The organism is Caballeronia hypogeia (genome assembly GCF_001544875.2).
GTDB classification, from domain to species: Bacteria; Pseudomonadota; Gammaproteobacteria; order Burkholderiales; family Burkholderiaceae; genus Caballeronia; species Caballeronia hypogeia.
In genome coordinates, this window is the sequence record NZ_FCOA02000021.1 from 97,121 (window position 1) to 109,217 (window position 12,097).

The 12,097-nt window shown below is 63.2% G+C and carries 11 protein-coding genes; 5 read left to right on the forward strand and 6 right to left on the reverse strand.

What is annotated here, in order from left to right:
- Nucleotides 1-3: 3 nt before the first annotated feature.
- From AWB79_RS25925 to AWB79_RS25950, 6 genes are all read right to left on the reverse strand, one after another.
- A complete protein-coding gene (locus AWB79_RS25925; protein WP_061170293.1) occupies nucleotides 4-831 on the reverse strand; it encodes an ABC transporter permease in 828 nt (275 codons plus the stop codon).
- Between the two features lie 6 nt (nucleotides 832-837).
- A complete protein-coding gene (locus AWB79_RS25930) occupies nucleotides 838-2,091 on the reverse strand; it encodes an ABC transporter permease (protein WP_061170294.1) in 1,254 nt (417 codons plus the stop codon).
- Between the two features lie 37 nt (nucleotides 2,092-2,128).
- Complete coding sequence (locus tag AWB79_RS25935) at nucleotides 2,129-3,175, reverse strand: ABC transporter substrate-binding protein (RefSeq protein ID WP_061170295.1); 1,047 nt, start codon at nucleotides 3,173-3,175, stop codon at nucleotides 2,129-2,131.
- A 1-nt stretch (nucleotide 3,176) separates the two neighbouring features.
- Nucleotides 3,177-4,358 (reverse strand): ABC transporter ATP-binding protein, encoded by a 1,182-nt coding sequence (locus tag AWB79_RS25940; RefSeq protein WP_061170296.1) that lies wholly within the window; start codon nucleotides 4,356-4,358, stop codon nucleotides 3,177-3,179.
- 19 nt (nucleotides 4,359-4,377) lie between these two features.
- A complete protein-coding gene (locus tag AWB79_RS25945; RefSeq protein ID WP_061170297.1) occupies nucleotides 4,378-5,517 on the reverse strand; it encodes an aromatic ring-hydroxylating oxygenase subunit alpha in 1,140 nt (379 codons plus the stop codon).
- A 176-nt stretch (nucleotides 5,518-5,693) separates the two neighbouring features.
- Nucleotides 5,694-6,620: a LysR family transcriptional regulator gene (locus AWB79_RS25950; protein WP_061170298.1), complete on the reverse strand. Its 927-nt coding sequence runs from the start codon at nucleotides 6,618-6,620 to the stop codon at nucleotides 5,694-5,696.
- A 175-nt stretch (nucleotides 6,621-6,795) separates the two neighbouring features.
- Here AWB79_RS25950 and AWB79_RS25955 point away from each other — a divergent pair, with 175 nt between their 5' ends.
- From AWB79_RS25955 to AWB79_RS25975, 5 genes are all read left to right on the forward strand, one after another.
- The gene (locus tag AWB79_RS25955) at nucleotides 6,796-8,145 is read left to right on the forward strand and encodes a flavin-containing monooxygenase (RefSeq protein WP_061170299.1); all 1,350 of its coding nucleotides are present in this window, start codon (nucleotides 6,796-6,798) and stop codon (nucleotides 8,143-8,145) included.
- Between the two features lie 31 nt (nucleotides 8,146-8,176).
- Nucleotides 8,177-8,614 carry a RidA family protein gene (locus AWB79_RS25960; protein WP_061170300.1) on the forward strand — a complete coding sequence of 146 codons (438 nt, stop codon included), beginning with the start codon at nucleotides 8,177-8,179 and terminating at the stop codon, nucleotides 8,612-8,614.
- A gap of 12 nt (nucleotides 8,615-8,626) precedes the next feature.
- Nucleotides 8,627-9,304, forward strand: coding sequence for a DUF1028 domain-containing protein (locus AWB79_RS25965; RefSeq protein WP_061170301.1), 678 nt, complete (start codon nucleotides 8,627-8,629; stop codon nucleotides 9,302-9,304).
- A complete protein-coding gene (gene argE / locus AWB79_RS25970) occupies nucleotides 9,297-10,460 on the forward strand; it encodes an acetylornithine deacetylase (RefSeq protein WP_061170302.1) in 1,164 nt (387 codons plus the stop codon). The genes AWB79_RS25965 and argE overlap by 8 nt, the downstream gene beginning before the upstream one ends.
- Before the next feature lie 103 nt (nucleotides 10,461-10,563).
- On the forward strand, nucleotides 10,564-11,982 hold the full coding sequence (locus AWB79_RS25975; RefSeq protein ID WP_096031613.1) for a purine-cytosine permease family protein: 1,419 nt from the start codon (nucleotides 10,564-10,566) through the stop codon (nucleotides 11,980-11,982).
- The last annotated feature ends 115 nt before the right edge of the window (nucleotides 11,983-12,097 follow it).

Here is a 12,097-nt window from a genome sequence, read left to right on the forward strand (position 1 = left end):
CGCTCAGACGAGGGCGCGGCTGGCAGCGGCCGCCCGCCCACGAAGCCAGTTGATGCTGGCGAACAGCAGCACGGCGAAGACGATTAGCATCGTTGCGACAGCGAGAATCGACGGATCGATCGAGTCGCGAATGCCGCTCCACATCTGGCGCGGCACGGTGCGCTGATCGGGCCCGCCGATGAACAGGATCACGATCACTTCGTCGAACGAGGTCGCGAACGCGAACACGCTGCCCGTCGCGATGGCGGGCGTGATGAGCGGCAGGGTCACGCGCCGGAAGGCGATCCAGGGTGTCGCTCCAAGACCGGACGCGGCGCGCAAGAGACTCTGATCGAACGACAACAGAGAAGCCGTCACCGTGATCACGACGAACGGCGTGCCGAGCGCCGCGTGCGCGAGGATCACCCCGGGATACGAGTTCACGAGCCCGAGCGGCGCGAAGATCAGATAGAAGCCCGCCGCGACGACGACAATGGGCACGATCATCGGCGAAATGATGATTGGCATGATGACGGAGCGCAGCGGGAACTGCGTGCGCGAGAGGCCGAGCGCCGCGAGCGTGCCGAGACACGTGGCGATCAGGGTCGACGCCGCGCCAATGGCGATGCTGTTCAATAACGAGCGCTGCCAGTCGGGGCTCGTCAGCGCCTGTTCGTACCAGCGCAGCGAAAAGCCCTGCAATGGATACGAAAAGTAAGAGCCGGTATTGAACGACAGCGGGATGATCGCGAGAATCGGCGCGACCAGAAAGAACAGTACGAGCGCGGTATGCACGCGCACCCAGCGCGACGCGACACGTTCGGTCAGTACCCGGTTGCGTGGTTCGTTCATGGTGGATCAGCCGAAGCGCAGACGGTCGATGCCGACTACGCGGTTGAACAGGAAATAGAAGATCGCCGTGAAGATCACGAGGTACGCGGAGAGCGCGCCCGCGAGGCCCCAGTTCAGTTGCGTGTTGGTTTGCAGCGCGATGAGCTGGCTGATCATTTCATCGCCGGCGCCGCCGAGCAGCGCAGGCGTGATGTAGTAACCGAGCGCGAGCACGAAGACCAGGAAGCAGCCCGCGCCGACCCCCGGCAGCGTCTGCGGAATGTATACGCGCACGAACGCGGTGAACGGATGCGCGCCCAGCGATTGCGCCGCGCGCACGTACACGGACGGTACGCCCTTCATCACCGAGTAGATGGCGAGGATCATGTACGGCAGAAGCACGTGCGTCATGCCGATCAGCACGCCGGTGCGGTTGAAGATGAGCGGCAACGGATGCGTTGCGAGGCCGAGTCCCGTCAGCACGCCGTTGATGACGCCGCCTGGCTGCAGCAGCACGTACCACGCGGTCGTGCGCACCAGCAGCGAGGTCCAGAACGGCACGATCACGAACAGCATCAGGCGGTTGCTGCTCCGCGCCGGCAGATTCGCGAGCAGCCACGCGACCGGATAGCCGAGCACGAGGCACAGCAGCGTGACGGATGCGCTGATCGATATCGTGCGCAAGAAGGCTTGCCGGTACACCGACGAGTTATCCGGCACGAAGGCGACGCCGCCTTGCGGGCTCACCTGCGCGTCGACGGCGGCGAGCAGATAGTCGGGTGTGGGCGTCGTCGCGGCGCGTTTCAACTGACGCCAGGTTTCCGGCGAGTTCCAGCGTTCGTCGACTTCGATCAGCGCGGGCTTCCACGCGGCCGGGCTTGCGTCGCGCACGCTGCGCGCGGTGCGCATCAGCAGGCTCCGAAACTCGGGCAGCGCGAAGTTGAGCCTGCGCGCGACCGTGCCGAGGCGGCCGTTTTGTTGCGCATCCCTGAGGCCGGCGGCGAGCAGCGCGAAAGTGCGCTCGTCGGGCACGCCGCGCCCGCCCCACGCATCGAGCGCACGCGAAAGCGCGGGCATGCTGTCCGGCACCTCGCGATTCTCCACGCTGCGCGCGAGCAGCAACGCGATCGGTGCAATGAATGTCGACAGCAGGAACACGATCAGCGGCAACGCAAGCAACAGAGCCTGCACCGACGCGCGGCGGCGGGCACGGCGGTACGACGCGCGGCCGTCCGCTCGCGTCGGCGTGCCCGTGGCGGGAGCGTGAATCGATGCAGGCATGTCGTTCCTTTGTGGGTCCCTTAAACGCGGGCGCGCATCATTGCGTCAGCCAGACCTGGAAGCGCTTGTTGATCTGATCGGCGTTGTCGGCCCAGAAGTTCGCATTGATCTGCACGGCGCGCTTGAAGTTATCCGGCGCGGTCGGCAGGTCGGCGAGACGCTGCTTGTCGATGAGCGCGATCGCATCCTTGCGCGGCGGCGCATAGGCGATGTACTTCGACAAATCCGCGTAAGACTTCGGCTGCGACGCCGAGACGATGAACTTCGCGGCTGAATCCGCGTGCTTCGCGCCGGTAGGAATGCCCCACCATTCGAAGTCGTACACCTGTGCGTCCCACACGGCCTTGAACGGCTTGTTCTCCTTCTTCGCGGCGTCGTCGATGCGGCCGTTGTAGACCTGCGTCATCACCACCGCGCCGTCCGCGAGCAGTTGCGGCGCCTGCGCGCCCGACTCCCACCACACGATGTTCTTCTTGATCGTGTCGAGCTTCCTGAATGCGCGATCGACGCCCGCGGGCGTGCCGAGCACCTTGTACACGTCCTTCGGATCGACGCCGTCGGCGATCAGCGCCCACTCCATCGATACCTTCGGCGACTTGCGCAGGCCGCGCTTGCCCGGGAATTTCTGCAGGTCGAAGAAGTCGTTGACCGTGGTCGGCGCGGTCTTCATCCTGCTCGCGTCATACGCATAGACCGTGGACCAGACCATGCTCGCGACCGCGCAATCGCTGATCGAGCCGGGAATGAAGTCGCTCGTCTTGCCGAGCGTCTTCTTGTCGAACTTCATCAGGAGGCCTTCGTCGCAGGCGGTGATCGCGTCGTTGGTTTCGAGGTCGATCAAATCCCATGTCGTGTTCTTCGCCTGCTCCATCGCGGAGAGTTTGGCGAGGCCGCCGTCATACGATTCGGTCGAGAAGTCGATGCCGGTCGCCTGTGTGAAAGGATCGAAATAGGCTTTCTTGGCAGCCGCTTCATACGCGCCGCCGAAGGTCACGACGGACAGCGTCTCCGCTGCGTGGGACGGAATAGTTGTAAACGCAACTACTGCGAGTGCGGCGCATTGTGCCTTGATGTGAGTGCGCATGTCAGTTGGCTCCTGCGGGTGCGGTCGAGATGAGGGAAGGGGACGGCGGTGTGGTGGGGGCCATCGCGGGCGCGCTCTTCGGCGCCATCGTCGCGAGAATCTTGCAGTCGTCGTGACGCCAAGCGATTTCGATCGTGCTGCCTGCGGCGGGCAGCGCATGACGCTGCGTATTGGGCACTTTCACGACGAGCGAATCGCGCGGCCCGAGCGACAGATGCACGCGATGATGATCGCCGCAATACACGAGTTCCTCGACGCGCGCACGTACGACATTGCTGTGCCCATCCGCGTGCACGCCGTCCGCGCCGGGAATGTGCGCGCGCTCGGGGCGCAGCGCCAGCATCGCTTCGTCGCCTGCGCGCAGGCCATGTTCGGCGCGTCCGCGAATGATGCTGCCGTCGGAAAGCGCGAGCGTCGCCCAGCCGTCGCCCGTGCCGACGACGCGCCCCGTGAGTCCGTTGTTCTCGCCGACGAAGTTCGCGACGAACGCATTCTGCGCATTCTCGTAGAGCTCGCTCGGCGTGGCGGCCTGCTGAATGCGGCCATCGGAAAAAACGGCGACGCGGTCCGACATGGTCAGCGCTTCGGCCTGATCGTGGGTCACGTAGACGATCGTCAACGCAAGCTCGCGATGCAGCCGCATGATTTCGTATTGCATGGTCTCGCGCAGGCGCTTGTCGAGCGCGCCGAGCGGCTCGTCCATCAACACGACGCTCGGTTCGAACACGAGCGCGCGCGCGAGCGCCACGCGCTGCTGCTGGCCGCCCGAAAGCTGCGCGGGCCGGCGATTGGCGAGATGTGGCAACTCGATCATCTCCAGCGCGCGCTTCACGCGCGCCTTCTGCTCGGCCCGGCTCACGCGCCGCACGGAAAGCGGGAACGCGACGTTCTCCGCAATCGTCAGATGCGGAAAGAGCGCGTAGTTCTGAAACACCATGCCGATGTCGCGCTGATGCGGCGGCTTGTCGTCGAGTCGTCTTCCGTCGAGCCGGATCTCGCCCTGGGTCGGCGACTCGAATCCCGCGAGCATCATCAGCGTGGTCGTCTTGCCCGAGCCGGAAGGGCCGAGCAGCGAAAGGAATTCGCCCTTGCGCACGTCCAGGTTCAGGTCCTCCACGACGTAATGCGCGCCGTCATACGATTTGCTCACGCCCGAGAAGGAGATGAAGGAAGGGTCTGCCATCGTGATCGCGTCCTGTCTTTCAATGCCGTGCGAGCTTCGAGGCGAGATAGCGCCCGAAGTCGTAATTGGGCCGTTCGAGATGGCTCAGGTTGCCGGGCTTCGCGAGCGGCGCATGCACGCCGCGAAACACCGCTTCCACGCCGCGCCGGTCTTCCGCGTTCACATCGTCGAGCAGTTTCTTGAGCGTCGACATGTGTGCGTTGGCTTGCGGATCGGCGATGAATTCAGGCGCGAGCCCGCCGCCGAAGCGGATATGCACCTGACCGACGCCGCGCGGCTGCAACACGAGATACCAGAAGTAACCTGGCGTGAGCGTGACGAGATGCGTCGGATAGATTGCGAGCAGCGCGGTGGTCTTGCGCCAGTGTCCGGTCAGCCGCGTGTTGTCCGCATGCGCGTTGCCGATGGGCAGGCTCGCTTCCTTCGTGATCCAGTGATAGTTGAACGCGGGATAGCCCGGTGGACATTCCATCTCTTCGAGCTTCGAATGCGGGCCCACGGTTGCGCGATGCAGCATGGGCAGGTGATAGCTCTCCATGAAGTTTTCGGCGAGAAGCTTCCAGTTCGTGTCCCACACGTGCTCTTCATAGAAAGTTTCGATGTAGTCGGACATGCCGTATGCATCGATGAGCGTGGTCAGTTCCGCGAGCTGCTGATTCACGGGCTTCGCGTTTTCATCGAGCGTCACGTAGATCCAGCCTTGCCATTCCTCGCAGCGAATGGCGGGCAGCTTATAGCTTTCCTTGCAGAAGCCCGCCTGCCGGTCCATCAGCGGCGCGCCCTGCAGTTCGCCGTCGAGCGCATAACTCCAGGCGTGATACGGACACACGATGCGCCGCTTGTTGCCACGCCCTTCGAGCAACACCGACATGCGATGCAGGCACACATTCGACATCGCACGGAGTTGCATCTGCTCGTCGCGCAACACGACGATGGGTTGCGCGCCGATCTGCGTCGTCAGATAGTCGCCGGGCTCTTTCAGCGCGCTTGCGCGGCCCACGCATTGCCATTCGCGCGCGAAGATCTCGCTTTCCTCCAGCGTCAGGAATTCGGGCGAGGTATAGACGCCCGGCGGCATGGCATGCGCGTCGCTGAAAGATCGTTCGCAATTCGACTGCAACTGGTCGATGAGCGTTTGGACCGCGATCGTTCTTGCCATGAAGGTCTCCGTGTTTCCTTCCTGTGGAGGCGCGTCAACGCGAGATTCCAGGCATTGCGCACGACATGAACATCAATCTATCAAGCCAATTTGCCAGCCAAAATATTGTTTTCGGATACAAAGCAAAGCTTTTGCCTATGCAGCGCCGGCGGCATTCACGCGGCGCGCAGCGCGCATCACGTATCGATATGCAAGCGCCGGATATAGGTTTCGCAGAATGACGTGAAGCGATGCACGACTTGCCGCGGCCGCATGGTGCGTGATTGCGCGATGCCGAGCGTCGTCGCGCTGACGTTGTCCTTGAAGCGCTTAATCACGAAGTCTTCGCCATCCACGGTGCGATTGGACTTGAGCGGAAAGTTGAGGATGCTGTAGCCGAGACCGTTCGCCACCATCCCGCGCACGACCTCCGGCTGCGACGAGCGGAACGCGGGAACGGGCCGGCTGCCCACTGCATCGAAGAGCGCGGCGAAGTACTCGCGGCTGTGCGGCAGATCGAGCATCACATAAGGCTCGGGCAGCAGATCCGCGAGCGATACCTTGCGTGCGCGCGCGAGGCGATGCGTCTTCGGCAGGATCGCATACGGCGGCAAGGAAAGCAGCGGGGTGAAGGCGATGTTCTCGGTCAGATCGAGACTGTATGTCAGCGCGAGATCGAGCGAGCCGTCATGCAGACCACGCAGCAAGCCGTCCTGATGCGCCTCGACGGTGCGAAACGAAATGCCCGCGTGACTCGCCGTGAAGCGGCTGATGAGGCCCGGCATCAACGGCGGCGCAAGCGAGACGAGGCAACCGAGTGCGATGGAACCGGTCATGCCTCCATCCATTTCCTTCGCAGCCATCTGGAGTTCTTCTGCGATCTTGAGCAGATTGCGCGCTTGCCCCAGCAAGTCGCGCCCTGCCTGCGTGAGCGACAGGCCACTCGCGTGATGCCGTATGAAGAGTTGCACGCCGAACGACTCTTCGAGGTCCGCGAGCGCGGTGGAAATGGAAGGCTGCGAGATATGCAGACGCTTCGCCGCCGCGGTGAACGACAAGGCTTCCGCCGTCACCACGAAATAACGCAATTGACGCAGGGAATAGCGCAAAGGGTGGTTTTCCATCGATGACGCTCCATGGATCGGGTGTGAACGGGCGGCATTGTCCGGCGCTCAAAAATCATTGCATAGCCAAATCCGATGCTATGCATTTTTTAAATATATTTTTCGGATTCTGTCGGGACGCGTAGATTTTCACGAAGACATCACGGATACAACGGCCTTTCAGAAGGACATAACCATGACAGTGGAAACAACGTCAATCGACACGCTCGTGGTCGGCGCCGGACAGGCCGGCGTCGCCATGAGCGAACACCTGAGCAAGATCGGCGTGCCGCATCTCGTGCTGGAGCGCGCGCGCATTGCCGAAGCCTGGCGCACGGGCCGGTGGGATTCGCTGGTCGCCAACGGCCCCGCATGGCACGACCGTTTCCCGAACCTCGACTTCGCGGATTTCGACCCCAATGGTTTCGCATCCAAGGAGCAGGTCGCGGAATACTTCGTACAGTACGCGCAAAAATTCGATGCGCCGATCCGCACGGGCGTGGAAGTGACGAAGGTTGTGCGCAATGTCGGCCGGCCCGGATTTACTGTCGATACATCCGAGGGAACTATCGAAGCCAATCGCGTGGTCGTGGCGACCGGCCCCTTCCAGCGACCCGTCATTCCGCCGGTCGCGCCGAAGAGCGCAACCCTCACGCAGATTCATTCCGCCGACTATCGCAATCCGCAGCAACTGCCCGAAGGCGGCGTGCTGGTGGTGGGCGCGGGATCGTCGGGGGTGCAGATCGCGGATGAGTTGCAGCGCTCGGGCCGGCGCGTTTATTTGTCGGTCGGTGCGCATGATCGTCCGCCGCGCGGTTATCGCGGACGCGACTTCTGCTGGTGGCTCGGCGTGCTCGGCGAATGGGATGCGGAAGTGATGAAGCCCGGCCGCGAACACGTGACGATCGCGGTGAGCGGCGCGCGCGGCGGTCATACAGTGGATTTCAGGCGACTCGCGCATCAGGGCATCACGCTCGTCGGCCTGACGAAGTCGTTCGACGAAGGCGTTGCGAAGTTCGAAGCCGATCTCGCGGACAACATCAGACGGGGTGACGAGAACTATCTCTCCTTGCTCGACGCCGCCGATGCCTATGCCGCGCGCAACGGCCTCGAACTTCCCGAAGAGCCCGAGGCGCGCTTCATTCCCGCCGATCCGGATTGCATGACGCATCCGCTGCTCGAACTCGATCTCGCGCAGGCGGGCGTCACGTCGATCATCTGGGCGACGGGTTATGCGGTCGATTTCAACTGGCTGAAAGTCGACGCCTTCGACGACACCGGCAAGCCGAAACATCAGCGCGGCGTGGCCAAGGAGCCGGGCATCTATTTCCTCGGCCTGCCGTGGCTTTCGCGACGCGGCTCGGCGTTCATCTGGGGCGTGTGGCACGACGCGAAGCATATTGCCGATCACATCGCGACGCAGCGCAAATATCTCGCTTACTACGATGCGCCGCGGCGTCACATCGAAGAAACACGCGTGGAATGCGTCGAAGGCACGCCCGCCGAATCGCGCGTGCATAGCGTCAGTGAGATGGGCGTCAACTGATTTCCAACTTTTTCAGCATCAAGGTATTTCGATGAGCCAACCCACGCATACCCGTATCCGCATGTTCAACACCAAGGATACGTACCCCAATCAATCGCTCGACAACGATCTTTGCCAGGCCGTGCGCGCGGGCAATACCGTGTACGTGCGCGGTCAGATCGGCACGGACTTCGACGGCAAGCTAGTCGGGCTGGGCGATCCGCGCGCGCAGGCCGAGCAGGCGATGAAGAACGTCAAGCAGTTGCTCGAAGAGGCCGGCAGCGACCTTTCGCACATCGTCAAGACGACGACCTATCTCACCGATGTGCGCTATCGCGAGCCGGTCTATCGCGAAGTCGGCAAGTGGCTGAAGGGCGTATTTCCGATTTCGACGGGACTTACCGTCGTCGCGCTGGGTCAGCCCGAATGGCTGATGGAGATCGACGTGATCGCCGTCATTCCCGATGGCTGGACGCCGCCGCAAGCGTAAAACGGAGCGCACATGACTTTCTCGATCGTCGGACGTTGTGAAGAGACCGGACAGCTTGGCATTGCGATCAGCTCGTCGAGCATCGCGGTGGGCGCGCGCTGTCCGTGGGTGCGCGCGGGTGTCGGGGCGGTCGCGACGCAAAACGTCACGCTGCCCGCGCTGGGGCCGCAGGTGCTCGATCATCTGCAAGGCGCGAAGCTCGATCCGGCCACGGCGCTGGATCGCGCATTGGGCGCGAACGAATGGAGCGAGTATCGGCAGGTGACCGTGGTCGACGCGCAAGGCCGCACGGCGTTTTTCAGCGGCAAGGAAGCGCTCGGCACGTATCACGCGGTCGCGGGCAATCAATGCGTCGCGGCGGGCAACATGCTCGCGAGCCGCGAGGTGATCGAAGCGATGATTTCCGCGTTCGAAAACACCTCCGGCGCGCTCCCGGAGCGTCTGCTCGCGGCGATGCGGGCCGCCATGGCGCAAGGTGGCGAAGCGGGCCCCGTGCATTCGGCCGCGCTGAAGATCGCGGGGGAGATGAGCTGGCCGCTCGTCGATCTGCGCGTCGACTGGGCGGACGACGATCCCATCGGCAAGCTCGAAGCGCTATGGCGCGCGTACGAGCCGCAGATGCGGGACTACGTGACGCGCGCGTTGAACCCGACCGCCGCGCCGAGCTACGGAGTGCCGGGCGATGAATGACATGACGAGCCGCGATCTGCTCGAACGGCTGATCGGCTTCGCGACGGTCAGCCGCGATTCGAATCTCGCGTTGATCGAGTTCGTGCGCGGGTACCTCGCGGAATGCGGCGTCGAGAGCGAACTGTTTTACAACGACGCACGCACGAAGGCGAACCTGTTCGCGACGATCGGCCCGCGCGATCGCGGCGGCATCGTGCTGTCGGGACATACGGATGTCGTGCCGGTCGATGGCCAGCCATGGACGGTCGATCCGTTTCGTCTCGTCGAGAAGGACGCTCGCCTGTACGGACGCGGCGCCGCCGACATGAAGGGCTTTCTCGCCTGCGTGCTCGCCGCCGTGCCGATGTTCAGGCAACGCGCGCTCAGATTGCCGATTCATCTCGCGTTCTCATACGACGAAGAAGTCGGCTGTCTGGGCGTGCGGCCGATGCTCGAAGAACTCGCGAAACGCCCGCACAAGCCGCTGCTGTGTCTGATCGGCGAACCGACTTCATTGAAGCCGGTGCTCGGCCATAAGGGCAAGCTCGCGATGCGCTGTCAGGTGAAGGGCGCGCCGTGCCATTCCGCTTATGCACCCTACGGCGTCAACGCGATTCAATACGCAGCGCGTCTGATCAACCGGCTCGACGAAATCGGCGATCGGCTGGCGCAACCCGAGCATCACGACGAACGTTTCGACCCGCCGTATTCCACCGTGCAGACAGGTGTGATCAAGGGCGGCCGCGCGCTCAACATCGTGCCTGCCGAATGCGAATTCGATTTCGAAGTGCGCGCGCTTCCCGGCTTCGATGCGAACCGCGTCGCCGATGAATTGCTGACCTACGCGCAAGCCGAACTGCTGCCCAAGATGCGCGCCGTGAAGTCCGATACCGACATTCGCCTCGAACCGCTTTCCGCGTATCCGGGTTTGGCCACGTCGCCAGAAAGCGAGGCGGCGCGTCTGCTTTCGCGGCTGACCGGATCGGTCGATTTCGGCACGGTCGCCTTCGGCACCGAGGGCGGCCTGTTCGATCAGGCCGGCATACCGACGATCGTCTGCGGTCCCGGCAGCATGGATCAGGGCCACAAGCCGGACGAGTTCGTGAGCGTCGAACAACTCGATGAATGCGGCGCCATGATGACGCGGCTCGCCGATTACCTCTCGACTCAAGACTGATTTCATTCACGCCTCGTGCGATCCCGACGCCTTCGCGCGTCATGGCATCGCTTTGCCATCGAATCTTAAGCGCGCATCGACGCGCACGAAACAGGAGACGACTTTGAACACTCCGCAACGCAACGCTTCTACGCTGATCGAGAAGCACACCATCGGCTATGTGCCGCCCGAGGATCGGCACGGCAAGGTGCGCGATCTCTTCACGCTATGGTTCGGCGGCAACATCGCGCCGCTGCCCATCGTGACCGGGGCGCTCGGCGTGCAGATGTTTCATCTGAATTTGCTGTGGGGCATCGTCGCGATCATCGTCGGGCAGGCGGTGGGCGGCGTGCTGATGGCGCTTCACTCCGCGCAGGGGCCGCAGATGGGCATCCCGCAGATGATCCAGAGCCGCGCGCAGTTCGGGACATGGGGCGCGCTGCTCGTCACCGTGATCGCGGGCGTGATGTATGTCGGCTTCTTCGCGTCGAATATCGTGCTGGCGGGCAAGTCGCTGCATGGCATCGAGAGTTCGGTGTCGGTGCCCGTGGGCATCGTGATCGGCGCGCTGGGGTCGGGGCTGATCGGCATCATCGGATATCGCTTCATCCATATCCTGAATCGCATCGGGACATGGGTGCTCGGCATCGGCATCTGCGTGGGCTTCGGCTACATCCTCACGCATGTTTCGACGGGCGATTTCCTCACGCGCGGCGGCTTCAATTTCGCCGGCTGGCTCGCGACCGTTTCACTGTCGGCGCTGTGGCAGATTGCTTTTGCGCCCTACGTATCGGATTACTCGCGCTATCTGCCGTCGAACGTGCGCGTCTCGTCCACGTTCTGGGCGACTTATCTCGGCTGCACGATCGGCTCGACGCTCGCCTTCGTGTTCGGCGCGGTCGCGGTGCTCGCCGTGCCGCCGGGCGTCGATGCAATGGACGCCGTGCATCAGGCGACCGGTCCGCTCGGCCTGCCGATGCTCGTGCTGTTCCTGTTGAGCGTGATCAGTCACAACGCGCTGAACCTGTACGGCGCGGTGCTCGCGGTGATCACGTCGCTGCAGACCTTCGCGTATCGATGGATTCCGACCGCGCGTGCGCGCGCGGTACTGTCCTTCGTGATTCTGATCGCGTGCTGCTATGGCGCGATCGGCGCATCGACCAACTTCGTCGCCAATCTCGTCGACCTCGTGCTCGCGCTGCTCGTCGTGCTCGTGCCCTGGACCGCCATCAACCTGATCGACTTCTACGTGATCCACAAGGGCAAGTACGACATCCAGTCGATCTTTCAAGTGGATGGCGGCGTCTACGGCCGCTTCAATCCGCAGGCGCTGATCGCTTATGCGATCGGCATCGCCGTGCAGATTCCGTTCATGAATACGCCGATGTACGCCGGGCCGGTGCCGCAGTATCTCGATGGCGCGGATCTCTCGTGGCTCGTCGGGCTTGTGCTGACATCGCCGTTGTACTACTGGCTGGCGTCGCGCGATACGAATTACCGGCGCAGACAGAATGCGCACGTCGCGGCCAACGCGGCACGTTGAAATCAGAAAGGGGGCGGGTCGGATTATTTCCGCCCGCGCGAATTTCCGTTCTCTGCGATAAACCCAGCGTAAGCCGCGCTTATGCAAAACAAAAGCGCCGCTTGACTCTTGCACG

What these genes read in the sequence shown, in the direction of transcription:
- AWB79_RS25940 (WP_061170296.1), bottom strand. Translation starts at nt 4,358, where the DNA reads ATGGCAGACCCTTCCTTCATCTCCTTCTCGGGCGTGAGCAAATCGTAT.
- argE (WP_061170302.1), top strand. Translation starts at nt 9,297, where the DNA reads ATGAATGACATGACGAGCCGCGATCTGCTCGAACGGCTGATCGGCTTC.
- AWB79_RS25930 (WP_061170294.1), bottom strand. Translation starts at nt 2,091, where the DNA reads ATGCCTGCATCGATTCACGCTCCCGCCACGGGCACGCCGACGCGAGCG.
- AWB79_RS25955 (WP_061170299.1), top strand. Translation starts at nt 6,796, where the DNA reads ATGACAGTGGAAACAACGTCAATCGACACGCTCGTGGTCGGCGCCGGA.
- AWB79_RS25945 (WP_061170297.1), bottom strand. Translation starts at nt 5,517, where the DNA reads ATGGCAAGAACGATCGCGGTCCAAACGCTCATCGACCAGTTGCAGTCG.
- AWB79_RS25950 (WP_061170298.1), bottom strand. Translation starts at nt 6,620, where the DNA reads ATGGAAAACCACCCTTTGCGCTATTCCCTGCGTCAATTGCGTTATTTC.
- AWB79_RS25935 (WP_061170295.1), bottom strand. Translation starts at nt 3,175, where the DNA reads ATGCGCACTCACATCAAGGCACAATGCGCCGCACTCGCAGTAGTTGCG.
- AWB79_RS25960 (WP_061170300.1), top strand. Translation starts at nt 8,177, where the DNA reads ATGAGCCAACCCACGCATACCCGTATCCGCATGTTCAACACCAAGGAT.
- AWB79_RS25965 (WP_061170301.1), top strand. Translation starts at nt 8,627, where the DNA reads ATGACTTTCTCGATCGTCGGACGTTGTGAAGAGACCGGACAGCTTGGC.
- AWB79_RS25925 (WP_061170293.1), bottom strand. Translation starts at nt 831, where the DNA reads ATGAACGAACCACGCAACCGGGTACTGACCGAACGTGTCGCGTCGCGC.